The organism is Lysobacter sp. Root983, from assembly GCF_001429345.1.
GTDB lineage: Bacteria > Pseudomonadota > Gammaproteobacteria > Xanthomonadales > Xanthomonadaceae > Lysobacter.
Genome location: NZ_LMJO01000017.1, coordinates 308893 through 333807 on the forward strand (window position 1 = coordinate 308893; position 24915 = coordinate 333807).

21 protein-coding genes are annotated in these 24915 nt (G+C 70.1%); 7 read left to right on the top strand and 14 right to left on the bottom strand.

Annotated elements, in window-relative coordinates; genetic code table 11:
• The first annotated feature begins 19 nt into the window (after nt 1-19).
• The 4 genes from ppk1 (at nt 20) to ASE43_RS21935 (ending at nt 4575) form a co-directional block, all read left to right on the top strand.
• Nucleotides 20-2119, top strand: a complete 2100-nt coding sequence (gene ppk1, locus ASE43_RS17185) for a polyphosphate kinase 1 (RefSeq protein WP_056173265.1) — start codon at nt 20-22, stop codon at nt 2117-2119.
• Nucleotides 2116-3645 (top strand): exopolyphosphatase, encoded by a 1530-nt coding sequence (gene ppx, locus ASE43_RS17190; protein ID WP_056173262.1) that lies wholly within the window; start codon nt 2116-2118, stop codon nt 3643-3645. Before ppk1 ends, ppx begins: the two co-directional genes overlap by 4 nt.
• A gap of 96 nt (nt 3646-3741) precedes the next feature.
• A complete protein-coding gene (locus ASE43_RS17195; protein WP_057161319.1) occupies nt 3742-4122 on the top strand; it encodes a hypothetical protein in 381 nt (126 codons plus the stop codon).
• Nucleotides 4123-4362: 240 nt separating this feature from the next.
• Complete coding sequence (locus tag ASE43_RS21935; RefSeq protein ID WP_157498902.1) at nt 4363-4575, top strand: hypothetical protein; 213 nt, start codon at nt 4363-4365, stop codon at nt 4573-4575.
• A gap of 48 nt (nt 4576-4623) precedes the next feature.
• On the opposite strand, the gene mdoH is transcribed toward ASE43_RS21935, so the two are convergent.
• From mdoH to ASE43_RS17230, 6 genes are all read right to left on the bottom strand, one after another.
• Nucleotides 4624-6528: a glucans biosynthesis glucosyltransferase MdoH gene (gene mdoH / locus ASE43_RS17205; RefSeq protein WP_057161321.1), complete on the bottom strand. Its 1905-nt coding sequence runs from the start codon at nt 6526-6528 to the stop codon at nt 4624-4626.
• The gene (locus tag ASE43_RS17210) at nt 6525-8045 is read right to left on the bottom strand and encodes a glucan biosynthesis protein G (RefSeq protein ID WP_057161322.1); all 1521 of its coding nucleotides are present in this window, start codon (nt 8043-8045) and stop codon (nt 6525-6527) included. The genes mdoH and ASE43_RS17210 overlap by 4 nt, the downstream gene beginning before the upstream one ends.
• A gap of 457 nt (nt 8046-8502) precedes the next feature.
• Nucleotides 8503-10668, bottom strand: coding sequence for a prolyl oligopeptidase family serine peptidase (locus ASE43_RS17215; RefSeq protein ID WP_082607350.1), 2166 nt, complete (start codon nt 10666-10668; stop codon nt 8503-8505).
• An 82-nt stretch (nt 10669-10750) separates the two neighbouring features.
• The gene (locus tag ASE43_RS17220; RefSeq protein WP_057161324.1) at nt 10751-12568 is read right to left on the bottom strand and encodes a hypothetical protein; all 1818 of its coding nucleotides are present in this window, start codon (nt 12566-12568) and stop codon (nt 10751-10753) included.
• A 28-nt stretch (nt 12569-12596) separates the two neighbouring features.
• Nucleotides 12597-13526, bottom strand: coding sequence for an ABC transporter ATP-binding protein (locus tag ASE43_RS17225; protein WP_057161325.1), 930 nt, complete (start codon nt 13524-13526; stop codon nt 12597-12599).
• A 36-nt stretch (nt 13527-13562) separates the two neighbouring features.
• A complete protein-coding gene (locus tag ASE43_RS17230) occupies nt 13563-13973 on the bottom strand; it encodes a GntR family transcriptional regulator (protein ID WP_056173241.1) in 411 nt (136 codons plus the stop codon).
• A 194-nt stretch (nt 13974-14167) separates the two neighbouring features.
• Here ASE43_RS17230 and ASE43_RS17235 point away from each other — a divergent pair, with 194 nt between their 5' ends.
• Nucleotides 14168-15349, top strand: a complete 1182-nt coding sequence (locus ASE43_RS17235) for a glycosyltransferase family 1 protein (protein ID WP_057161326.1) — start codon at nt 14168-14170, stop codon at nt 15347-15349.
• A gap of 5 nt (nt 15350-15354) precedes the next feature.
• Nucleotides 15355-15897, top strand: a complete 543-nt coding sequence (locus ASE43_RS17240; RefSeq protein ID WP_157500085.1) for a phosphatase PAP2 family protein — start codon at nt 15355-15357, stop codon at nt 15895-15897.
• 139 nt (nt 15898-16036) lie between these two features.
• Here ASE43_RS17240 and ASE43_RS17245 read toward each other — a convergent pair whose 3' ends face one another.
• The 5 genes from ASE43_RS17245 to creB all read right to left on the bottom strand — a co-directional run bounded on the left by ASE43_RS17245 (nt 16037) and on the right by creB (nt 21351).
• A complete protein-coding gene (locus tag ASE43_RS17245; protein WP_057161328.1) occupies nt 16037-16921 on the bottom strand; it encodes a carbon-nitrogen hydrolase family protein in 885 nt (294 codons plus the stop codon).
• Nucleotides 16918-17526, bottom strand: coding sequence for a GNAT family N-acetyltransferase (locus ASE43_RS17250; protein WP_057161329.1), 609 nt, complete (start codon nt 17524-17526; stop codon nt 16918-16920). Before ASE43_RS17250 ends, ASE43_RS17245 begins: the two co-directional genes overlap by 4 nt.
• 127 nt (nt 17527-17653) lie before the next feature.
• Entirely contained in the window at nt 17654-19030 is a 1377-nt protein-coding gene (creD, locus tag ASE43_RS17255; RefSeq protein WP_057161330.1) for a cell envelope integrity protein CreD, read from the bottom strand.
• 185 nt (nt 19031-19215) lie between these two features.
• The gene (gene creC, locus ASE43_RS17260; protein WP_057161331.1) at nt 19216-20664 is read right to left on the bottom strand and encodes a two-component system sensor histidine kinase CreC; all 1449 of its coding nucleotides are present in this window, start codon (nt 20662-20664) and stop codon (nt 19216-19218) included.
• 9 nt (nt 20665-20673) lie between these two features.
• Nucleotides 20674-21351, bottom strand: coding sequence for a two-component system response regulator CreB (gene creB, locus ASE43_RS17265; protein WP_057161332.1), 678 nt, complete (start codon nt 21349-21351; stop codon nt 20674-20676).
• A 169-nt stretch (nt 21352-21520) separates the two neighbouring features.
• On the opposite strand from creB, the gene rlmJ reads away from it, so the two are divergent.
• Nucleotides 21521-22384, top strand: coding sequence for a 23S rRNA (adenine(2030)-N(6))-methyltransferase RlmJ (gene rlmJ / locus ASE43_RS17270; protein WP_057161333.1), 864 nt, complete (start codon nt 21521-21523; stop codon nt 22382-22384).
• A 19-nt stretch (nt 22385-22403) separates the two neighbouring features.
• On the opposite strand, the gene ASE43_RS17275 is transcribed toward rlmJ, so the two are convergent.
• The 3 genes from ASE43_RS17275 to ASE43_RS17285 form a co-directional block, all read right to left on the bottom strand.
• A complete protein-coding gene (locus ASE43_RS17275) occupies nt 22404-22850 on the bottom strand; it encodes a GNAT family N-acetyltransferase (protein WP_057161334.1) in 447 nt (148 codons plus the stop codon).
• Entirely contained in the window at nt 22850-23830 is a 981-nt protein-coding gene (locus tag ASE43_RS17280) for a DUF1963 domain-containing protein (protein ID WP_057161335.1), read from the bottom strand. The genes ASE43_RS17275 and ASE43_RS17280 overlap by 1 nt, the downstream gene beginning before the upstream one ends.
• A gap of 109 nt (nt 23831-23939) precedes the next feature.
• Nucleotides 23940-24854: a cation diffusion facilitator family transporter gene (locus tag ASE43_RS17285; RefSeq protein WP_057161336.1), complete on the bottom strand. Its 915-nt coding sequence runs from the start codon at nt 24852-24854 to the stop codon at nt 23940-23942.
• Nucleotides 24855-24915 lie beyond the last annotated feature (61 nt).

The window sequence follows — 24915 nt, forward strand, 5'->3', positions numbered from 1 at the left end:
CGTGAACCTCGAGTCCGCCATGAACGCCGCCCTCACCACCGCGCCGCCCGACGCCAATCACGACGGCGATCCGCTGCGCGATCACAGCCTGTACTTCAATCGCGAGCTGTCGCAGCTGGACTTCAACTTCCGCGTGCTGGCGCAGGCGCAGGACCCGCAGGTGCCGCTGCTGGAGCGCCTGAAGTACTTGTGCATCTCCTGCACCAACCTCGACGAGTTCTTCGAGATCCGCGCCGGCACCCTGCGCCACGCCCAGGACCTGGGCCTGATCCCCGGCGCCGACGGCCTGCCGCCGGCGACCGTGCTGTCGCGCATCCACGACCGCGCCGCCGAGTTGGTCAAGGCCCAGTACGAGTGCTGGAACGAGGTGGTGCGCCCGGCCCTGCGCGACGCCGGCGTGCGCGTGCTCGGCCGCGATTCCTGGAACGCCGCCCAGACCCGCTGGCTGCGCAACTACTTCCGCGAGGAAGTCATGCCGGTGCTGTCGCCGCTGGGCCTGGACCCGGCGCATCCGTTCCCGAAGATCCTCAACAAGTCGCTCAACATCGTGGTGGTGCTGGAGGGCAAGGACGCGTTCGGGCGCGCCGGCAACCTCGCCATCGTGCGCGCGCCGCGCTCGCTGCCGCGCATTATCCAGATGCCGGAGAACGTCTCCGGCGGCAAGCACGACTTCGTGTTCCTGTCCTCGGTGCTGTCGACCTTCGTCGACGAGCTGTTCCCGGGCATGGACGTCAAGGGCGCCTACCAGTTCCGCGTGACCCGCAACTCCGAGCTGCTGGTGGACGAGGAAGAGGTCGACAACATCGCCCTGGCCCTGCGCGACGAGCTGGTCGGCCGCGGCTACCTGCGCGCGGTGCGCCTGGAGATCGCCGAGCAGTGCCCGAAGCCGATCGTGCGCAGCCTGCTGGAGAACTTCGATCTGCCCGAGAACGCGGTGTACCGCATCAACGGCCCGGTCAACCTCAACCGCGTGATCCAGGTCTACGATCTGGTCCAGCGCCCCGAGCTCAAGTTCCCGCCCTACCAGCAGCGCCAGTTGCCCGGTGTGGAGAGCATGTTCGAGAAGGTCGGCAACGGCGACGTGCTGTTGCACCACCCCTTCGACGCGTTCACGCCCGTGCTGGAGCTGATCCGCCAGGCCGCCGAAGACCCCAACGTGCTGGCGATCAAGCAGACCCTGTACCGCGCCGGCAAGGACTCGCCCATCGTCGAGCAGCTGGTCCAGGCCGCGCGCAACGGCAAGGACGTCACCGTGGTGGTCGAGCTGCGCGCGCGCTTCGACGAAGAGGCCAATCTGGGCCTGGCCGATCGTCTGCAGGAAGCCGGCGTGCAGGTGGTGTACGGCGTGGTCGGCTACAAGACCCACGCCAAGATGCTGCTGATCGTGCGCCGCGAGGGCCGCAAGCTGCGCCGCTACGTGCACCTGGGCACCGGCAACTATCACAGCGGCACCGCGCGCGCCTACACCGACTTCGGCCTGATCACCGCCGACCCGGACATCGGCAACGACGTCCACCTGATCTTCCAGCAGCTGTCCGGCCTGGCGCCGTCGCTGAAGCTCAAGCGCCTGCTGCAATCGCCGTTCACCCTGCACGCGGGTGTGCTCAAGCGCATCGACCGCGAGACCAAGCACGCGCGCGCCGGCCGCCCCGCCCGCATCGTCGCCAAGATGAACGCCCTCAACGAGCCGCAGGTGATCCGCGCGCTCTACCAGGCCTCGCAGGCCGGCGTGCAGATCGATCTGATCGTGCGCGGCGCCTGCACCCTGCGCCCGGGCGTGCCCGGGGTGTCCGACAATATCCGGGTGCGCTCCATCGTCGGGCGCTTCCTCGAACACCACCGCGTCTACTGGTTCGGCAACGACGGCGAACCCGACCTGTTCTGCTCCAGCGCCGACTGGCTGGAACGCAACCTGCTGCGCCGCGTCGAGACCGGCTTCCCCATCCTCGACCCTGCCCTGGCCGAGCGCGTCTACGACGAAGCCCTGAGCAACTACCTCGCCGACAACCTCAGCGCCTGGGAACTGCGCGCCGACGGCGAGTACGAGCGGGTCGTGCCGCAAGGCGACGCCATGCCCCATTCCGCACAAGCCACTTTATTGGCGAAAATCTGCGGATGAACGACGCCTACCCGACCACCGCCCTGCCGCTCCAGGACGGCGACCTGCTCGCCGCCGTCGACCTGGGGTCGAACAGTTTCCACATGGTGGTCGCGCGTTACGTGCTGGGCCAGCTGCGCATCGTCGATCGGCTGCGCGAGACCGTGCGCATGGCCGAGGGCCTGGACCGCAAGGGCGGCCTGGCCCCGGAAGTGCGCCAGCGCGCGCTGGAGTGCCTGTCGCGCTTCGGCCAGCGCATCCGCGACGTGCCGCCGCAACGGGTGCGCGCGATCGCCACCAACACCGTGCGCCGCCTGGCCGCGCCGCAAAGCTTCCTGATGCCGGCCGAAACCGCGCTGGGCCACGCCATCGAAGTGGTGGCCGGCCGCGAAGAGGCGCGTCTGATCTACCTCGGCGTCGCCCACGCCCAGCCGTCCAAGCCCGGCGAGCTGCGCCTGGTGATCGACATCGGCGGCGGCTCCACCGAGTGCATCATCGGCACCGGCTTCGAGGCGATCGAACGCGAAAGCCTGCAGCTGGGCTGCATCGCCACCACCCGCCGCTTCTTCGAGAACGGCAAGCTGTCGAAGAAGAAGTGGCGCGACGCGCTGACCGAAGTCACCGCCGAGTTCCAGCAGTTCGCCGGCACCTATCGCGCGCTGGGCTGGCAGGAAGCGCTGGGCTCGTCGGGCACCAACAAGGCGATCGGCGAGATCTGCGCGGCGATGAAGCTGACCAAGGGCGCGGTCACCGCCGAGGCCCTGCCGCAAGTGCGCGACCGTCTGCTGCAGGCCGAACGCATCGAGCTGATCGACCTGCCCGGCCTGTCCGCCGACCGCCGCCCGGTGATCGCCGGCGGCATCCTGGTGCTGGAAGCCGCGTTCAACGCCCTGGGCCTGAGCCGGATGGCGGTGAGCAAGGCGGCGATGCGCGAAGGCGTGCTCTACGACATGCTCGGCCGCGGCGGCGCCGACGATCCGCGCGACGCTTCGGTGGCCGCGCTGATGCAGCGCTACGGCATCGACGAGGGCCAGGCCGCGCGCGTGGAAGCGACCATGCTGCGCCTGTTCGATCAGGTCGCCGGCGCCTGGGCGCTGGACCCGGACGACCGCCTGATGCTGCAACGCGCCGCCCGCCTGCACGAACTGGGCCTGGCGCTGGCGCACAGCCAGTACCACGTGCACGGCGCCTACGTGGTCGAGCACTCCGACATCTCCGGCTTCTCGCGCCAGCAGCAGCAGTTCCTGGCCGCGCTGATGCGTACGCATCGCCGCGGCATCCCCAAGAGCGCCTTCGACGCCCTGCCCGATCGCCTGTTGGCTCCGGCACGCCGCAGCGCCGCCTTGCTGCGTCTGGCGGTGCTGCTGCACCGCGCCCACGAGGGCGACCCGATCCCGCAGCTGGACGCCCACGCCGAGGGCAACACCCTGACCCTGACCGTATCCAAGCGCTGGCTGGATTCGCGCCCGCTGGTGCGCGCCGACCTCGAGGGCGAGCCGCAGGACGCGGCCGGGCTGGGCATCGCGCTGAAGCTGCTGGCGGCCTGAGGCTATCGGTATTGCGAACGCGATCACGCGCGCGCGATTGCGTGCGCGGCGGCGCTCGCCGATGATGCCGACCGTCAGCGCCCCCCGGATCCGACCATGCAGCCTTCCCGCCTTCGTTCCGCCCTGGCCTGGGGCACGCTGATGTTCGTCGCTTCCGCGCTGGGCGCCTGCGACGCTCAACAGAAAGTCGGCGGCGGCGACGCCGATCCGTCCAAGACCACCGCACCGGCTGCGGACGGGGCGACCGCCAGCCGCACCCTGCTCCTGCTCGACGACGGCCGCGTGTACAGCCCGCAGGGCCCGGTCGAACTGCCGCTGGCGATCCGCGCGCTGGGCCCGGCCGCGACCACCGAAGTGATCCTGCAAGGCTGCAAGGCCGACATCGACTACCGCTACATCACCTTCGCACTGCGCACGCTCAAAGCCGGCGGCTACGAACGCATCACCCTCAAGGGCGGCGGCGCGGATTGCGGCTAACGGCGCCACAGCGCGCAGACCGGCCCGACCGCGCGCTTGCGCGGGCCCAAGTCCGGATGACAGGATCGCGACGAGCTCAACGAATCGGGGATCCGGGTGTCCAATCGATACTCTCGCGTTTTCGCCCTCGCGCTGCTGGGCTACGCCGTCGCGCTGACCGGCTGCGGCGACGGCCAGGTCGAAGTGAAGCTTCCGACCGCTAGCGCGCCACGGCCTGCGCTGAAAACACAGACCTTGCACATGCTGGCCGACGGCCGCTTTCGCGGCACGGATGCAACGATCGACTTGGCGACCGCGATGAAAACGCTGGGGCCCGCCGCGACCACCCAGGTGATCCTGTGCGCGCACGGCGCTCAGTTCGAGCAGGTATCGCAGGCATACGCGACGATCCGCAAGGCCGGCTACGAACGCTCGACGATGGCGGTAGGGGACAGCACCGACTGCAAGTCCTGAGTCTCGCGGCGCGGCCGCGCGCCGCCGCAGCGGCGCGCCGTCCGCGACTCAGGCCTGCGGCGCTATCGCCTTGCGCAATTCCGCGGCGCGCTTGAGCACCTGCGGCGGCGCGATCTCCTCGGGCGTGCGGAAGATGCCGACGCGACGCAACCAGCGCCCCGGCGCGCGCGCCGAGGTCAGGGCCACGATCGGGATCGCCAGCAGCAGGCCGGCGATCACAGGCGACATCCACGCCGCCAGCGACGGCGACACCGCATAGGACATGCCCAGCGCCAGCACGCCCAGCAGGGTCGAGCCGCCGTAACTGCGCACCAGCCCCGACAGCGGCAAGGTGCCGTCGTCGCGGCGCTGCGATTCCCAGCCCGAATCCTTGCCCGCCAGCACCTCGGCGATGCCGCGCGATTGCACGTACATGGTCACCGGCGCCATCAGCGCGGCCAGCAGGGTTTCCAGCAGCATGCTCAGCAGGGCGCGCAGCGCGCCACCGCAACCGCGCCGGGTCGCGCCGTCGGTCATCGAAGCCAGATAGCCCATGAGCTTGGGCGCCAGCAACACCGCCATGGTCGCCACGAACACCCAGGTGAAGCGCTCGGGATCCTGCTCGCGCCAGTAGCGGGTGGGCGAGAAGCCCGGCAGCGAAAGCGTGCCCCAGACGAAACCGGCGCGCTCCAGCGGAATCGCCAGGCCGATCAGCATCAGCATCGCCCACATCGGCGCGGTGAAGTAATGGCCGATGCCGATCAGCAGGTGCCAGCGACTCACCCAGTGCAGGCCCTTGGCCGGCAGCACCGCCGAGTGCTGCAGGTTGCCCTGGCACCAGCGGCGGTCGCGCACCAGCATGTCGGTCAGCGAGGGCGGGCCCTCTTCGTAGCTGCCGGCCAGTCCCGGCACCATGTGCAGGGCCCAGCCGCCGCGCCGCAGCAGCGCGGCCTCGACGAAATCGTGACTGAGCACGGTGCCGCCGAACGGCCGATAGCCGCGCAGTTCGGGCAGGCCGGCGTGGGCGGCGAAAGCGGCGGTGCGGATGATCGCGTTGTGGCCCCAGTAGTTGCTCTCGGCGCCGTGCCACCAGGCCACGCCGTGCGCGATCACCGGCCCGTACACGCGTCCGGCGAACTGCTGCATGCGCGCGAACAGGGTGTTGCCGTTGACGATCATCGGCAGGGTCTGGATCAGGGCGACGTCGGGATGGCCCTGCATCGCCACCGCCAGACGCACGATCACCTCGCCCGTCATCAGGCTGTCGGCGTCCAGGATCAGCATCTGCGGATAGGCGCCGCCGTAGCGGCGCACCCATTCGGCGATGTTGCCGGCCTTGCGCTCGGCGTTGTCGTCGCGACGCCGGTAGTACAGGCGCGCGTGCCCGCCGGTGCGTTCGCGCAGGGCCGCGAAGGCCTCGCGCTCGGCCTGCGCGATCGGCTCGCGGGTGGTGTCGCTGAGCACGAAGAAATCGAAGCGGTCCAGATGGCCGGTCGCCGCCACCGATTCGTAGATCGCCTGCAGGCCGGCCATCAGCCGCTGCGGATCCTCGTTGTAGGTCGGCATCAGCAGCGCGGTGCGCACGCCCGGTTCGGGCAAGGCGCCACCGTCGCCCAGGCCCAGGCGCGCGCGCCGGCGCGAGACGATCTGGACGAAGCCGGCCAGGGCGCTGAAGAAGGCCAGCGCGATCCAGGCGAACAAGGCCACGAACAGCACCAGCAGCAGCGCCTCGAGCACGTTGATGCCGTTGCCGCGCAGCACCCACCAGATCTGGTAGGCCGCGATCAGGGTCAGCAGCGCCGAGCCGCCGACGATGTAGGCGCGCCGCCAGGCCATGCCGCGCGGTTCGGTCGGCAGGCGCGGATTGGCCAGCGCGCCCTCGCCCAGCGACTGGATCGGCATCTCCAGCGGCGTTTCCGGCGGCAGGATGGGGGCGAGATCGGCGACGCTCGCGTGCATGCCCGTCGTGCTCATGCGGTCCAACGGTAAAGCCAGATTTCGGACAAGGCGCCGCGCGCGTCTTCCAGGCGCATGCGCAGCTCGACGCTGCGCTCCTGGCCCGGCTCGAGCTCAAACGCCACGCGCCAGCTGCCAGGCGCCGGCATCGGGTGCGCGACCACGTTGGCGACCCGGCCCTTGGACGCGGACACCACCGCGCGCGGTTCGCTGCCGGCCGGCAATCGCGCCAGCGCGCCGCCGGCCAGATCGATCACGATCCGGCGCGCGCCTTTGCCGCCCGCGCCGATGCGCGTGCCGGTAACCGTTGCCAGCTGCGGCAGCCATTCGTGGCGGTCGCACCAATGCAGGCGGTAATCGAAACGGTGCTCGCGCCCGGGCGCCAGGGCCTGCGTCGGGCGCCAGTAGGCGACGATGTTGTCGTGGAATTCGTCCGCGGTCGGAATCTCGATCAGGCGCACGCTGCCCTCGCCCCAATCGCCGACCGGCTCCACCCACAGGCTGGGCCGGCGCTCGTAGTGGGCTTCGCTGTCGGCGTAGTCGGCGAACTCGCGCTTGCGCTGCATCAGGCCGAAGCCGCGCGGCGCACGGTCCTCGAACGCGCTTTCCTGCAGTACCGCGGGATTGTGCAGCGGGCGCCAGATCTGTTCGCCGCGGCCGTTGATCAAGGCCAGGCCGTCGGAGTCGTGCACGGCGGGGCGGTAGTCGTCGATGCCGTTGCGGTCGTTGGCGTCGAACTGGTACATGCTGGTCAGCGGTGCGATGCCGGCGCGGTCCAGGCTCACGCGCGGGTACAGGCGCATGCTCACGTCGAACACGGTCTCCGCGCCCGGCACGATCTCGAAGCGGAACGCGGCCGCGGCGCTGGGGCTGTCCATCAGCGCGTGCACGATCGCGCGACGCGCATCGCGCGCCGGCCGCTCCAGCCAGAACGCGCGGAATACCGGAAATTCCTCGCCGCCCGGATCGGCGGTCTTGATCGCCAGGCCGCGCGCGGACAAACCGTAGGCCTGGCCCTTGGCGACCGCGCGGAAGTAGCTGGCGCCGAGGAAGGCGCAGACTTCGTCGAAATACTCGGGCCGGTTGAGCGGCGCGTGCAGGCGGAAACCGGCGTAGCCCAGATCGTTCTCGCTGGGCGCGCTCACGCCCTCGAAGCGGAACTGCGAGGGCTTATAGATCACCGGCTGGGCGCGGCCGTTCTCGACCTCGTACACGTCGACGCGGTCGCGGAAGAAAAAGCCGCGATGGAAGAACTGGGCTTGGAACGGCAGCCCCAGACCGCGCCATAGCGCCTGATCGGGGTTGTAGCGGATGCCGCGGTACTGGTCGTAACCGATCTTCTCCAGCGAGGCCGGCAGCTGCTTGGACTGCGGTTTGAACGGCTGCGCGGCCAGGGCGCGCGCGAACGCCGGCACGGTGTCCTCGCCGAATGCGGCGGCGGGCGTCGCGGCGGGTTCGGCCGCCGGCGCGTTCGCGCCCCACAGGCCCAGCACGGGCCACGACAATCCGGCCAGGATCACTTCTCTTCGGCGCATGCGCGCTCCTTCCAATAGCGTCTGGACGCGATTGTAGGGAGTGAGTTGTTAAGGCCACCGCGATTTGTGGCGGGTTTCAGCCTCGAAATGTGCCTTCGATTGCAAGTAATCGTTTACAGGGTGCGGGGCGGCGCGCAAGAGCTACGCAGGCATGGCGGTGGTTCGTTCTGAACACGTACTGGCGTGGGCGCGCCGCGGAGCCTAGAGCAAATCCCCCTTAATCCCCCTCCTCAAAGGGGGAGATATGGGCGTGGCGCTTGTTGGTTTTGGCCGTGCTTCGGAGCCGGAGCGAATCCCTCTTAATCCCCCCTCTTCAAAGGGGGAGATATGGGCGTGGCGCTCGTTCGTTGATCCACCCTTCCCCAGGGCGAGATACAAAAAAACCCCGGCTTGCGCCGGGGTTTGGGGGACGAACCAAGACGATTTCGCGTCGGTTCGAAAAATCGGCGACCTGGCGTCAACGCGCGCTGGCGACGGCGGTTGACGCGGCGGTCGCGGCGCCCAGCTCGGCCAGATCGGAGCCGGCCAGGCGCAGGTTCTTGCGCAGGTGCGCGCGCAGCTGCGCATCCGGCGCGCGCGGCGCGGCGCCGCCGAGGCGACGGTGCATCAGGCTTTCCAGCAGGAACAGATAGGCTTCGCGCGTGCGCGGATCGACCAGCTGATGGCCGCCCTGCGCGTCCACGAACAGGCTCACGTCCTTGTCCAGGGCGCGCAGCGTAGCAGCGTAATGCAGCACGCTGCGGATCGGCACGCGCTCGTCGTCGCCACCGGCCAAAAGCAGCACAGGGCGGCGCAGGCGTTGCGCGTTGGCGACCGGCGATTGCGCGCGCAGGCGTTCGGCGATCGCGGCGTCAGCCGGATCCAGCGCCAGCAGGCGCATGGTGGTCGACATCGGAATGCCGCGCGCGAACTGGTCCTGGCTGCGCGCGTACCAGCGCAGCACCCAGCCGAAGTCCGCCGGCGGCACCGCGGCCACCGCGACCTTGAACAGCTCCGGCTGGAAGGTCACGCCCTGCAGGGCCGAGTAGCCGCCGAAAGAAGCGCCGACGATGCCGACGCGCTCGCCGTCGCCGATGCCCTGAGCGAGCAGATAGCGCACGCCCTCGACGATGTCGCGCTGCACGCGGCCGTTGCCGAAGTCGCCGCGGCCGGCGGTCATGTAGTCCAGGCCGTAGCCGGTGGAACCGCGGAAATTGGGCTCGAACACCACATAGCCGCGATTGACCAGCAACTGGGTCTGGGCGCTGAACTCCGGCCGGGTCAGATTGAAGGGACCGCCGTGCACATTGGCCACCAAGGGCGCGCGCGCGGCGTCCACGCCCGGCGGCACCGATACGAAACCGTGCAGGCGCATGCCGTCGGAGGCGCGGTAGGCGAAGGCGATCTTGCGCGCCAAGGCGGACTCCGGGATTCGCGCCACCGTCTGGCGGCCATGACGGAACCCGGCGTCGGCGAGGATTTCGCGGAAGCTTGCGCCGGCGGGATCGTACAGATGCAGGCGTTCGCCCTTCTGCGAGCCCGCACGCTCGTGCACCAGCCAGCGCGCGCCGGCGCCGCTGCCGACTTCGATGCGCAGGTTGCGCCCCGGATAGCGGCGCTCGATCGCCGCGACCCGGCGTTGCGCCTCGGCGGTAAGGCCGTAGTTGGCCGCCACCGTGCTGCGATAGCTGGCGATCAAAGGTACTCCGCTGAGCGGATCCAGCACGACCTGATCCAGGTCCGCTTCGCCGCGCGGATCGGCATGCACGGTGCGCAGGACACCGTCGCCGCCCAGGCGCGCCAGCCGCAGATAGCCATGACCGACCGTGGTGTTCAGCCACAGGCCTGCGCCATCGCTGGCCAAGGGCGAACAGCGCTGCAGTCGCGTGCACCGCATCGCCACGCGCAAGCGCGCGCCGTCCTTGCGGTAGAGCGCATAGCCCTCGCCTTCGACCAGGGTCAGATAGCGCAGGCGCCCGTCGCTGTCGTAAGTGCTGTCGACGATCTCCTGGACGGACTCGTGCAGCAAGGTCTGGCGGCCTTGCGTGTCGACGCGGTACAGCCGCCAACGCTTGGCCAGCCGCGACACCCGTGGCGGGCTTTCCAACACGATCGCGGCGGCCGGCAGGGCCGGGTCCACCGCTTCGAAACTGCGTTCCCAGCGGCCGCCGAGTTTGGCGATCGCGCCCGAGCCACGCTGCCCCGCCGTGGCCAACGCGTACAACTGCTGCGCGGACTGCAGGAACAACCAGCGCCCGTCGCGCGACCAGCTCAGCGCCTGGGCTTCGGTGTGCGCGAGCAACCGTCGCGGCGCGCCGCCCGCGGTCGGCAGCAGCCAGACGCCGCGGTTGCGCTCGCCCTGGAGCAGGTAGGCGACGTTGCGACCGTCCGGCGCCAGCCAGGCGCCCAGCAGCGCCGGGCGGGCCAGGAACTCCGCGCGCGCGTAGCTCGGTGCCGGGCTGCGTGCGCGCTCGACGGCGACCGCCGCGCGCAGCTGCGCGGCTTCGTCGGCATGCGCGCGTGCGCACACGCACAGCAACGCCATGATCAGCGCGTCGCGCAGCACGGTGCGCCACCAGGGTGGGTGAGGCGCACGCGCAGGCGGGCGCGTTCGCGCCGACGGCGCGATCGTACTGGGGCTCATGGGCCTCTCCTGCGGGGCCCGCCTAGGCAGGCCCACGGTTGAATGTTCTTGATCGGTCGGTGCTGGCTCGGCGAGCGACGGCCTAGGCCATCGCCGCTTGCGCCGATGGCAACTCGTCCAGGGTTTCGCGCGGCCGGTAGATCAGCCACAAACTCATCAGCGCCGGCAGGCCGAGCGCCGCGCAGGCCGCCAGCCAGGCGATCCGCGCCGGCCGCGACAAGGCGGTGCGCGGCAGGCGCCATAGCGCCCCCAACACGGACAGCAGCAACAAGGCGCCGGCGATCCACTGGGCCGTGCGCGGCGCTGGCGGCGTCGCCATGTCGCGTTCGGGCAGATAGCCCGAGTGCAGAGCCAGCAGCGCCTTCTGCGCGCGATACAGCAGCGGCGAGGTGTACCAGTTCTGGTAGCGCCAGGCGATCGGGTAATCCAGGCTCAGCTGTCGGCGCGCCACCGGCGTCGTCCGGCCGGCGTCGTCCACGCGCAGCAACTGCTGGTAGGGCAAGACGCCCTCGGCGTTGTGCGAGGCGTAGGTAAACAGGAACGAGACCAGATAGCCGTCCAGCAGCTCCATCAGATCGATGCGCACCAGATCGCCGCTGCGGCCCGGCAGCGCCACGCGTTGGCGCGGCTTGAGCACGCCGTCGTCGTTGTCCAGCTCGCGCAGGTCGTAGAAGTACAGCGCGCGATCGCTCAACAGGACCGCGCTGTCGCCGACCTTGTCCAGGCCGGTCAGAACTTCGCCCTGCGGCAGCCGCGCGCGCGGCAACACGCGGCGCGCGTCGCTGTCGTACTGATAGACCGCATCGCGCGCGACCAACAGGCCCTCGGGACCGGGCTGCACCGGTTGCGGGAAGGCGGCGTCGCCGTCGACGCCGAGGCTGCCGACCGCGCGCTTGTCGACCAGGCTGTAACCCTCGAAACGCATGCGGTCGTGGCTGAATACCCAGCGCTGCCGCTGCGTCTCGTCGTCGAACTCCATCGGCTCGCGGTTGGTCAGTTGGTTGCGTTGCGGCAAGCCGCGCAGTCCGGGGCCGGTGCCGTAGATCTCCGAGATCAGGGCCTGCTCGCGCCACAGTTCGGCCTGCGGGTCGCGACTGCCGGCCAGGCCCATGCGCATCAGGTCCCTGCCTTCGGAGAATTCGGCTTCCTTCTCGCCGCCCGGCGGCGCCACCGCCATGTTGTTGGGATGCGAGCCTTGCGCGATCCATACGAACTCGACGCCGAAGCCGACGATCACCAGCGCGAACCACAGCGCGAACTGCAGCGGGATCGCGGTGAGCAAGGCGGCGGCGGCGTTGCGCGGCGGCGCGCTCAGGTCGGGCTTGAACGCGATCAGCAACATCGCCGCCAACACGATCAGCAGGTACAGCTGCAGCGCGATCGCGCCCAGGCCGGTGGCGCGCGCGATCAGCAAGCCGAACACCAGCACCAGCGCGGACCAGCCGTAGCGCTTGTCGGCCAGCATCGCGTAGCCGCCGGCCAGATAGGCGCACAGCGCCAGCAGCAGGCCGGAGGCGGCCAGCAGCAGGTGACGCAGATCGAGTACGCGCGCGGTCATGAATTCCTGCCAGGCCGCGACCAGCAGCAACGGCAGCAGCACCGCGATCGCCAGCAGCAGCGCGCCGGCGCCGACCAGGGCCAAGGCCACGCGCGCATGCGGCAGCGGCCGGTGCAGCAGGTTCAGCCAGGCGTTCGGGCGTCGGTAGCCGCCCATCTGGTACAGGCCCAGCAGCAAGCCGCTGACCGCGTAGACGATGCCGATGACCTGGTAGACCAGGTAGGACTGCTGCGCCAGATCGACGACCCGGCTCATGAAGCCCAGCACCACCAGTTGCACGGCGGCGTAAGCGATGGCCCAGGCGCGGAAGCGCAGCAGTTCGGCCTTGAACAAATCCCACATGGCGTAGTCCCCGAATATGGCAGCCGCGTCAGCTCGCCGCGTCCGCGGCGGCGGCCGGTGCGGCGTGGTTCTTGGCCAGGAAGCCGTTGACCGCGCGGTCCAGGCTGACCGGCATGCTTTGCACCGAACGCGCGCCGCTGGCGCGCAGGAATTCAGCGAAGTCCTCGTCCTGGTCCAGCACCAGGTAGTGGTGCAGGCCGTCCAGGCGCTGCGCCTGCAGCAGGCCCGGCACGGTGCGCGGATCGGGGCCCTTGAACGGAATGTCGGCGACCCAGTGGCGCACGCGCGCACAGAAGTCCTCCGGCGCCGACATGTTCTTGAGCTGACCGCGCTCGAGGATGATGAGGTTGTCGGCGACGCGCTCGATCTCCTCCATCTGGTGCGAGCAATACACCACCGTGCAATCGTCGCTGGCGTTGCTGTACATCAGCGACTCCAGGAAGGCGCGTTTGGCGACCACGTCCAGGCCCAGGGTGGGTTCGTCCAGCACCAGCAGTTCCGGCCCTTGCGCCAACGCGATCGCCAGGTTCAGACCCGCGCGCTCGCCGCGCGAGAGCTGGCCGACCTTCTGTTCGGGCAGCACGTGGTAATGATCGAGCACGCCGCGGAACGCGGTTTCGTTCCAGCGCGGGTACTGGCGGCGGTGCATGTCCACCACCGCCGCCACCCGCATCCAGCCCGGCAGGGTGTGCTCTTCGTTGACGAAACCGATGCGCTCGCGGTCGCCGGGGGTGAGCCGCTGACTGTCGCGGCCGAGGATGCTGGCCGAGCCGGCGGTCGGCGGCAGGAAGCCGAGCAGGATCCGGAACAAGGTGGATTTTCCGGCGCCGTTGGCGCCGACGATGGCGTGGATGCGGCCGCGCGGGATGCACAGGTCGAGGCGGTCCAGGGCGAGCTTGCGGCCGTAGCGCTTGCTCAGCCCGCAGGTCTGGATCACGTAGTCGTGGCTATCGGACATGGCGGCGGGCCTGGGATCGGAGACGGGCATCGGGGGTCAGGCGGTCTTGCGCGGAACCAGCGCGAGAAACTCCCGCTGCAGGCGCGCCTGCAGTTCCTCCGGCGCATAACCCAGCCCGATCACGTCCTGCATGAAGCGCTGCACGGCCTCTTCCAGGCGGCGCTCGCGCTCGGGTTCGCTCAGGCGCTGGCGCACCGGCGCCACGTACAGGCCCAGGCCCTGGCGCGCCTCCAGCCAACCCTCGGCGGCGAGTTCGGCGTAGACCTTGGCGACCGTGTTGGGGTTGATCGTCAGCTGCTGGGCCAGGCCGCGCACGCTGGGCAGTTGGTCGCCGGGCGCGAGTTCGGCGGTGGCGATCTTCATGCGCACCGCGTCGGCGATCTGCTTGCCGATCGGGCGCGGATCGCCGGTCGCGATCTGGATCATCAGCGGGCGGGTGCGGGCCATGGGGCGCTCCTGGACTGTACTAACTGTACTGTTGTGACTAGTACAGTCGAAACGGCCTCCCCTGTCAATCGGCTTCGTCGGCGTATCCGGGGTTTCGTCGCAAACCCCGGCCATCGCGCGTCATGGCGCGGTCATGGCCCTGACATGGCTGCTTAACGCCTTTCCAACAGGCTTGCCCAAACCGGGAGCCGCGCATGCGCTACGCGATCGTCACCGAGACCTACCCGCCGGAGATCAACGGCGTGGCCCTGACCGTGCAAGGTCTGGAGCAGGGTCTGCGCGCGCGCGGGCATCGGGTCGACCTGGTGCGCCCGCGCCAGGCCCACGAACGCAGCGGCGCCGAATACGAGCTGTTGCTGCGCAGCCTGCCGCTGCCGCGCTACACCGGCCTGCGCGTGGGCCTGCCGGCGACCCGGCGCCTGATCCAGGCCTGGAGCGCGCAGGCGCCCGACGCGATCTATGTGGCCACCGAGGGTCCGCTGGGCTGGTCGGCGCTGCGCGCGGCGCGGCGCCTGGGCATTCCGGTCGCCACCGGTTTCCACACCCGTTTCGACGAATACATGCGCGACTACGGCGCGCCGTTCCTGGTCGGCACCGCGCTGCGCTGGATGCGGCGTTTCCACAACGACGCCGACGCCACCCTGGTGCCGACCCGCGAGCTGGCCGAGTTCCTGCGCGCGCAAGGCTTCGAGAATGTGGTGCGGCTGCCGCGCGCGGTCGACACCGCGCTGTTCGAGCCAAGCCGGCGCAGCGAGGCGCTGCGTCGCGCCTGGGGCATCCCCGACGGCGGCGTGGCCGCGATCTACGTCGGCCGGATCGCAGCGGAGAAGAATCTGGACCTGGCCGTGCGCGCGTTCCGCGCGCTCCAGCAACAGCGGCCCGAGGCGCGCTTCGTCTGGGTCGGCGACGGCCCAGAGCGCGCCAGGTTGCAACGCGAGCAACCCGACTTCGCGTTCTGCGGCGTGCAACGCGGCGCCGATCTGGCCACGCATTTCGCCAGCGGCGATCTGTTCCTGTTCCCCAGCCGCAGCGAGACCTTCGGCAACGTGACCCTGGAAGCCATGGCCAGCGGCGTGCCCACGGTCGCGTTCGACTACGGCGCCGCGCACGAGCACCTGCGCGATGACGAGCATGGCGCCGCGATCGCCGACGGCGACGAGGCAGGGTTCATCGCCGCGGCGGCGCGCATCGGCGGCGACGACGCGCTGCGCGCGGCGATGGCGCGCGCCGGCCGCGCCGCGATCGCCGGCCTGCGACCCGAGCAGGTCGCCGCCGATTTCGATGCCTTGCTGAGCGGACTGGCCGAGACCGCGCCACGCCGCCCGCCGCGGCACGGCAAAACCCTGGCCGTACAAGACGAACGGGAGGTCGTATGAACCGCATGCCCTTGCGCAAACGCTTCAACGCCGGCGATTCGGGCTGGTGCCTGCGCGCCAACCGGGTCTGCGAGCGCAGCGGCTCGCGCGCCTACTTCGCCGCGATCAGCCGCCTCGGCGACGGGGTGTTCTGGTATCTGCTGATGGGCACGCTGGTGGTGGTGGACGGCTACGCCGGCCTGCTGGCCTCCGCCCATCTGGCCGCGACCGGCGCGATCGCGTTGACCCTGTACAAGCTGCTCAAGCGCTGGACGCGGCGGCCGCGCCCGTTCGCGTCCGACACCCGCATCCACGCCTGGGTCGCGCCGCTGGACGAATTCAGTTTCCCCTCCGGGCATACCTTGCATGCGGTCGCCTTCAGCCTGGTGGCGATGGCGCATTACCCGGCGCTGGCCTGGCTGCTGGTGCCGTTCACCGCCAGCGTCGCCTTGTCGCGCGTGGTGCTGGGCCTGCATTACCCCAGCGATGTATTGGCGGCGACGGCGATCGGGAGTGGTTTGGCGGGGCTGTCGTTGTGGTTGGTGCCTGGGGTGTCGTTGTTTGGTTGAGGTGCGGCGCTTCTCTCGCGCGTCATTGGCTGTGCGTTCGTTCGCTTGCGGCGGCCCTCACCCCAACCCCTCTCCCGCAGGCGGGAGAGGGGCTAGAAGCGCGCGGGGGAAAAGGGGCGGCCCGGAGAGCCTCTAGGCCTCAACCCCACTCCATCAACGCCGCCCGCTCGATCGCCGGCGCGCCCTGCCCCGCCCAGTCGCGATCGTTCGCCACCTGCGCCTGCGCGCGGCTGGCGTCCAGCGCGGCGAAATCCAGGTCAGCCACCGCCCAAGCCTGATCGCCGCGGGTGCTCGCGACGATGCCGTCCGCGGGCAGGCCCACGTCCATCGGCGCATAGATCGCGGCTTCGCCGGTGTTGGTGTCCAGCGCCGGGCTCCAGGCCGCGTCGCCCGCGGTCACCGCCTGGGCGACGAAGCAACGGTTCTCCAACGCGCGCGCCAGGCAGCCCACGCGCACGCGGGTGGCGCCGGCCTCGGTGTCGGTGCAGCTGGGCGCGATCAGCACACGCGCGCCGGCTTCGCATTGGGCGCGCACCGGCAGCGGAAACTCGATGTCGTAGCAGACCGCGATGGCCGCGCGCGTCTCGCCCAGCGCGAACACGCGCAAGGCATCGCCGCCCTCGATCACCGCGGCGCGTTTCTCGAAGCCGGTCAGCTGCAGCTTGTCCTGCCACAGCACGCCGCCGTCGGGCGCGAAGGCATAGCTGCGGTTGCGATAGCGCCCGCGACCGTTGTCGAGCAGAAAGCTGCCGGCGACCACGTGCATGCGCAGCTCGCGCGCGAGCAGGCCGTACAGCTCGCGCCAGGCGTCGTGATAGGTCTGGATCGCGATCAGCGAGGCGTGCAGATCGCCCTGGGTGGCGGCGCCGAAACTCGCGCCCAGCTCCAGGGCCAGGTATTCGGGCAGCACCGCCAGTTCGGCGCCGGCGCGCTTGGCCTCGCCCAGCCAGCGCGCCTGCTTGTCGGCGAACTCGGCGAAGCTGCGCGGCGCGCCGATGAGGTACTTGGCGACCGCGACCTTCAACGCTGACGCTCCAGCGCACGCAGCCAGAAACCCAGCGTGTGCGCGACCTCGCCGCGCCCGACTTCGCGCCAGGCCAAGCTCGCGCGCAGCTGCGGCTGCCGACGGTAACCGCGCTTGCTCCAGAACTCGTCCTTGTCGCGCTGAAACGGCGGCCGGCGGCGGTCGTCGGCGGCGCGTTCGACCGCGCAGAAGGCGGTCCAGTCGTAGCCGCCCAGCGAGCGCGCATGCGCTTCGCGCTCGTCGAAGAAGCGATGGCCCAGGCCGCGCCCGCGATACGTCGGCAGCAGCACCGACTCGCCGCAATAGAACACGCGCTCGGGATCGAAGGCGCTGTCAGCGAACGGCGCCCGGAAGGCGTCGGACTCGTCGCTCAGGGGCAGGCCGGTGGACGCGCCGACCACTTGGTCGCCGTCGAAGGCCAGCACCGCGATGCTGCGCCAGGAGCGCAGATAGGTCTGCAGGTACTGGGCTTCGTAGTCGCTGTCGCCGTCGTACAGATACGGCCACTCGCGGAACACCGCGATGCGCAGCCGCGCGAGATCGTCCAGGTAGGGGGCGATCGCCTCGCCTACGACGCAACGTACTTCGATCGGGGACGCATTCATGACAGGCAGTTTAGGCCAAGCGCAGCACGGGACACTCGGCGGCCGACCGGCGCAGCAGCGACCCGATCGGCGGCCATGACACAAAGTGCGGCCGCGGGCGTCTGCCCGCGGCCGCGATATCGCCGAATCAGCGCGCCAGCGGGCGCGAGCCGGCGAGCTGGTACCAGTCGACCTTGCGGGTGATCACCATCACCGCGGCCAGGATCAGGAACAGCAGGCCCGCGCCCATCACCAGCGCGTTGTCCTCCGACACCAGCAGGCCGTACAGCGCCGCGTACAAGGTCGCCAGCATCGCCGCGAAGCCCAGGCCGCGGCCGACGCTGCGCAAGACCGCGCTGAGGTAGAAGCCGAGCAGGCCGATGCAGGCCACGCTCGCGGCCAGATAGGCCCAGGCGAAGGCGATGTGCTCGCTGAGGCTGACCAGCAGCAGGAAGAAGATCGCCAGCGCCAGGCCGACCAGGCCGTACTGGATCGGGTGGATCGGCAGTTGCTTGATCAGTTCGAAGATGAAGAAGCCGATGAAGGTCAGCAGCACGAACAGCAGGCCGTACTTGCTGGCGCGATCGGCCTGCGAGTACACGTTGACCGGATCGACCAGGGCCACGGCGACCGCATCGATGCCGCCGGTGGCGACCGTGTCGGCGCGTTCGCCGCCGCTCATCTCGCCGCCTTCCACGCTGGGCACGGTCTTGCCGTCCAGGAACTGGCGCTGCGCGCTGGTGGCCAGCGAAGACACCTGCCAGTCGGCGTTGAAACCCTGGGCGCCGATGTCGCGGGTGCGCGGCAGGAAGCTGCCGCCGAAGCGTGGATGCTGCCAGCTGGACTGGATCGCGAAGCGGTTGCTCTTGGCCAGCGGCACCAGCGCCAGCGACTCGGTGCCGCCGAGGTTGAAGTCCAGTTGGGTGCGCAGGTTCAACACCTGGCCGGGCTCCGGCACCGCCAGACGCGCGTGCACGCCGCCGCCGTCGCGGCTGGCCATGCCCTCCTCGACCTCGACCGCGGCGCCGTCGATGCGCAGCGCCGGCGTCGACAGCAGGCCGCGCACGTCGGCGAAGCCGTAGCTCAACCAGGGCCGGCCGATCTTGCGGGTGTGCCCGGCGGGCAGCGCGGTCTTGGGCAGCTCGGCGCGAAAATCGGCCTTGGCCTGGGCCTGCCACTCGTACACCCGCACCTCGTGCAGGCCCAACCGGCGCGTGCTGGGCTTGAGCGGGCCGCGCACGTCCAGGGTGGTCGGGAAATAGGTCCAGCGACTGCTTTCCTCGCGCACGACCCGGCGCACGAAGCCCTTCTCGTCCTTCTCGTCGGTTTCGATGAAGTCGGTGTACGGCACCACCAGCACCGGGCCGGTGAAGGCCTGGGCGCCGGCGTAGCTGCGCGCGATCGTCGCCACGGCCTGGTTGCGATAGCTCTGGCGGTCGTTGATCACGCCGCGGATCAGCAGCAGCGGAATCAGGATCGCCAGGGTCATGCCCAGCACCAAGAATATTTTCAACCAAAGTCGCATGTCCCCTCTCCTGTCGTTGCGGTGACGGCAGGATGGGCGCGGCCTGGGTGGGGAGGATGGGGGAACGGTGAAGCGATGGTGAAGTGTTGGAGCGTAGGAGTGAGCTTAGAGGAGTGAGGAGTGAGTAAGTGCGCTATTGGCTTTCGCTCACTCCTCACTCCTCCAACGCTCACTCCTCGCGCGGCCTAGAGGCCGCGCGACAGCACCAGGCTGGCCAGGGCGCCGCCGCCATCGCGGTTGCTCAGCGCGGCGTGGCCGCCGTGCAGGGCCGCGACCTCGGCCACGAAGCACAGGCCCAGGCCGCTGCTGCGGCTGCCGCCGGCTGGGCGCGACAGCGAGTAGAAGCGTTCGAACACGCGCGGCAGGGCGTACTCGGGGACGCCGGTGCCGTGGTCGCCAACGTCGACGCGCTGGGCCTCGCCGTCGCGGTACAGGCGCAGCGCGATCTCGCCTTGCGCGGGCGAGAAGTCGGCGGCGTTGTCGATCAGGTTGACCAGGGCCTGGCGCAGCAGGAAGGGGTCGCCGTCCAGGGTGGGCAGGTCTTCTGCCAGGTCCAGCGTGAGGCGCAAGCCGCCCTGAGCCAGGCGCGGCGCGCATTGCTCGGCGGCCTCGCGCGCGATCGCGGCCAGGTCCACCGGCTCGGGATTGTCCAGGCGCTGGCGGTGCTCGACCGCGGCCAGCGCCAGCAGCTTGTCGATCATCTGCGCCAGCCGGTCGCTCTGGCGGCGGATGCTGGCGGCGAAGCGCGCGCGGTCCTCCTCCGCCATCGGCGCCTCGCCCGGCCGCGTTTCCAGCAGCTCGGCGCTGCCGCGTATCGCCGCCAGCGGGCTCTTCATCTCGTGGGTCAGGGTGTGCACGTACTGCTCGACGTACTGCTTGCCCTCGAGCTGGGTGCGCATGCTCTCCAGCGCGCGCCCGAGCTCGCCGAACTCGCCGACCGAGGCCGGCAGCTCGGCGCGGCGGCCGGCGCTGACCGCGTGCGCGTAACGGCGCAGGCCGTTGAGCTGGCGCGACAACCACCAGGCCGCGAACAGGCCGATCAGTAGCGCGGTGCCCATCAGCACGCCGCCCCAGCGCAGCACCACGCGCTGGCTGCGCTCGATGAAGGGCGCGATGGTGCGGTTGGGCTTGGCCACGGTCAGCGAACCGATGATGCGGCCGGCCGGGTCGCGGATCGGTGCGGCCACGTGCATCACGCTGGAGTTGGGATCGTCCGGATCGCTGGGCGTGGAGCGCGCACCGTAGCGCCCGCGCAGGGTCAGGTAGACGTCGTTCCAGCGCGAGTAGTCGCGGCCCAGGTCGCGGCCGTCGCTGTCGAACACCACGACGCCGCGCGCGTCGGTGATGTACAGACGGTAGTTGGTGGCGCGCTTGCCGAAGCCCCAGATCTCGGCGCCGAAGTCGCGCCCGCGCAGCTCGCGCACGCGCCGGGCGAAGGCGCCGTCGTTGATGCGCCCAGCGATGAAATCGTCGGTGGCCAGTTCGGCCAGCACGTTGGCCGAATCCACCAGGGTGTCTTCCATCGCCTGGCGCACGCCGGGCTTGACCTCGGCCAGGAACACCCGCGTCAGCAGCAGCGCGGCCAGCGCGACGATGCAGAAGTAACCCAGAAAAATGCGCAACCCGATCTTCATGCGCGCGGCTCAGTTCGCATCCAGCGAATAGCCCAGGCCGCGATGGGTGCGGATCGGATCGGCGTCGCCGTCGATCTCGCGCAGCTTGCCGCGCAGGGTCTTGATATGGGTGTCGACGGTGCGGTCGCCGCTGTCCAGGGCGTCGCCCCAGACCCGGTCCATCAGCTGCGCGCGCGACAGCACCGCGCCGGGGCGCTGCAGCAGCGCGGCCAGCAGGCCGTACTCGTAGCGGGTCAGGTCCAGCGGCTGGCCGCGGTAGCGGATGCGCTTGCCTTCCGGATCGTGGCGGAACGCGCCCTCGGCCGCGGCCGGCGCCTCGGCCTGGGCGCGCCCGCGCCGCAGCACCACGCGCACGCGCGCGACCAGCTCGCGCGGGGAGAACGGCTTGGTCACGTAGTCGTCGGCGCCGATCTCCAGGCCGAGGATGCGATCGGCCTCGGCATCGTGCGCGGTCAGGAAGATCACCGGCAGGTCGCGTTCGCGGCGCAGCTCGCGGCACAGGGCGAAGCCGCCGATGTCGGGCAGGCCGACGTCCAGCACCGCCAGGTCGTAGGCCTGACGCTGGGCTTCGCGCAGGGCCTCGCCGCCGGTCAGGCAGTGCTCGGCCTCGAAGCCCTCGGCGCGCAGCGCGTAGAGCACGGTGGCGGCGATCGCGGGTTCGTCGTCGACCAGCAGGATGCGAGGCATTGGTAAGGCCGGGAATCGGGAATGGGGAATAGGGAATCGTTAAGGGCGAAGCATAATGGCTTCGCTCCCCTGCCGCCGGTTCTGTATGGTGCGAGGCGCCGCTCCCTGGCGGACCCCGGCTGTAACGCCCCCCGATTCCCAATTCCCCATTCCCCATTCCCGGCTCTGAATGAACTACCGCCACGCCTTCCATGCCGGCAACCATGCCGACGTGCTCAAACACGTCGCCCTGCTGGTGCTGTGCGACGCTCTCGCGGTCAAGCCCGCGCCGCTGTTCGCGCTGGACACCCATGCCGGGCGCGGGCTCTACCCGCTGGACGGCAATTCGGCGCTGCGCACCGGCGAGGCCGAGGGCGGCATCGCCCGCCTGCTGGCCGAGGCGCCCAAGCATCCGGCGATCGCGCGCTATCTGGGCGCGGTCAAGGCCTGTCGCGCCGAGCACGGCAGCGCCGCCTACCCCGGCTCGCCCTGGCTGCTCGCGCACGCGCTGCGCGCCGACGACCGCATCGCCGCCTGCGAGCTGCAACCCGAGGAAGCCGCCCAGCTCGAACACAACTTCGCCCGCGACCCGCGCATGGCCGTGCACCAGCGCGACGGCTACGCCGCGATGAAGGCTCTGCTGCCGCCCAAGATCGGCGCCACCCGCTACAACCGCGGTCTGGTCCTGATCGATCCGCCCTACGAGGCGCAGCTGGAGGAGTTCGACACCGCCATCGGCGCCCTGCGTGAGGGTCTGGGGCGCTGGCCGCAGGCCTGCTACGCGTTGTGGTATCCGATCAAGCTGCGGCGCTCGCTGCAGCCGTTCTATCGTCGCGCGGCCGCGCTGCCGGCCAAGTCGGTGTTGGCCGTCGAGCTGCTGGTGCGCGCCGACGATTCGCCTCTGCGCATGAACGGCAGCGGTCTGCTGCTGGTCAATCCGCCGTATCAGGTGGACCAGACCCTGGGCGCGGTGCTGCCCCTGCTGAGCAAGGCTCTGGGCGAAACCCCGGCGGCCAGTTCGCAACTGCAGTGGCTGGCGCGGACCGACGCCTGAGCGCGTCGCGGCTGGTCGGCTAGCGCGCGGGCCGCTGCATCTCGACCAGGTCGTAGCCGGGCGCGAAGCCGTCGGCCACCTCGCGCGTGACGACGAAACCGTGGCGGGCGAAGAATGCGCGACTGAATTGAGTGGTCTCGATCACGATGCGCTCGAACGCCGGCTCGGCGGCGATGCGACGCAGACGCTCTCGCAACAGATGCTCGCCGTAGCCACGCCGGTGCAGGTCGCGCCTCACCATCCCCCAGCACAGGCCGGCGACCTCGGGCGCGTCGTCCAGGGCCGCGTAGCCGCCGCATGCGACCAGGCCCTCGCCCGGCGCCTCGATCACGAAGTAATCGTCGATCTCGTCCAGGGTCTGGATGAAATCGGCGCGTTCGAGTTCGGCGAAGTAGTCGGGCACGTTGCTGGTGAACAGCGCCAGGCAGGCCGCGCGATCGGCCGGCAGGTATCGTCGCAACCGCATCAATAGCAATCCCAGTGGTAGGCGACACGGCCGAACTCGCCGCGCTTGAGATCGTCGGGGTCGATGAAGAAGTTGGCGATGCCCGAGTCGCCCCACATCATGACCTCGTCGCTGTCGAGCTGCAGCAACAGCACCTGGCGGTCGCCGGCCTCGCGCGGGTCGCTCTGGGTGAAGTCCGGGTGGCCGCCGAACTTGTGGCCGCTGCGCGACAAGCGCTCGAACAGAGCGTCGGTCAGCGCATCGCTGTCCTGCTCGGGATGCGCCCGCACGTAGGCCTCGACGCGCTCGTCCAGCGACTCGCCGATCGCCGCGGGCCAGCCGCTGTCGTTGCTGCCCAGGCTTTCGCGCTCGGCGATGAAGCGCATCCGTCGAGGTTGGTCCGGTTCGAACGGCAGGCGCTGCTCGCCGCCGGGCCGAGCCGGCGGCGCCACCGCCGGTGCGCTCGCGTCGGGCCAATGCACCACGCGAAATCCCCGCGCCTGCCTCAACGCGTCCATGCCGTCGTGCTTGGGGTCGTCGAAGTTGGCGCCGTAATAGTCGCCGCTGTCGGAAATGAAAAACTGCAACAGGCCCTGTTGCGGCGCGCCGTCCAGACGCGCCTCGGCCAGGTCGACCTGGGCCAGCAGCACCAGCGGCCGGCCACCGGGATCGCGCGGATAGTCGCGGCCCGCGGCCCAGTAGGCGCGGCCGCCGACCTTGCTGGCCTTGAGTTGGTCCTGCGCCATCGGCGTCAGCGCGATATGCCGCACCGGGCGCTCGCTCGCGGCCAGGCGCGGGCGCAGCGAGGCCAGTAGCTCCTCGGCCGCACGCTCGCTAAGCGCCTGCGCGGCGGGGTCCGCTTTCTTGGGCGGGGCCGCGCTCACCGCGTCATGCATCCGCCCCCGCAACTCCGCGGTGTAGGCGTAGGCGGCGTACGCCACCACCCCGCCGACCGCCACCACCAAGCCCGTCGACAACAACACCGCATGCAGCGTTTTCATGCCCGCGTCCCTTCCCTGCCCGATCGCGGCGATTATCGCCCAGCGCCGGCCACGAAAAACGCCACGGGATTTGTGCCCCGTGGCGTCTTTATTCGCGGCCGTCGCGGCGTCAGAGGCCGGCTTTGGTATCCGGCTCGAAGAAGCTCCAGCGCACTTCCGGGAAGGCCTGCTTCATCGCCCGTTCGACCACGTTGATCTGCTCGGTCAGGGCCGGCACGCTGTGCTCTTCGCGCATGCGCGCCTGCACCGACACCATCACCTCGTTGCCCAGCTGCAGGGTGATCACGCTGATGACCTGGGCGATCTCGGGACGGCTGTTAAGGAAGTCGCGGATCTGCTGCTGACGCGCCGGGTCGACGCTCTGGCCGATCAGCATCGCCTTGACCTCGATCGCCACGAACACCGCGACCACGATCAGCAGGGCGCCGATGGCGATGGTGCCGATGGCGTCCCAGATCGGGTTGCCGGTGATCACCGCGGTCATCACCGCGGCCAGCGCGAACACCAGGCCCAGCAGCGCGGCCAGGTCCTCGCCGAAGATCACCACCAGTTCGGCCTGGCGGCTCTCGCGGAACCACTGCCACAGGCTGCGACTGCCGCGCGCCTTGTTGACCTCGACCAGGCAGGCGCGCATCGACACCGCCTCGGCGGCGATGCCGAAGGTGAGCACGCCGGCCGCCCACCACCACTGCTTCAGCGGCTCGGGGTGCTGCAGCTTATGGATGCCCTCGTAGAGCGAGAACATGCCGCCGACGGTGAACAGCATCACCGCGACCAGGAAGGACCAGAAATAGATCGCCTTGCCGTAGCCCAGCGGGTAATCCGGCGACGGCGGGCGCTTGGCCTGGCGCAGGCCCAGCAGCAACAGCAGCTGGTTGCCGCAGTCGGCCAGCGAGTGCACGGTCTCGGCCAGCATGGCGCTGGAACCGGTGAAGAACGCGGCCACGCCCTTGGCCACCGCGATCGCGAAATTGGCGCCCAGCGCGAACAGAATCGCGCGGGTCGAATCACCACCACCTGCCATGGTCGTCCTGCTCGTGAGGTTCGGAAGCGGCGGAGTCTAGCATCCGCGCCTGCGCGCCCCG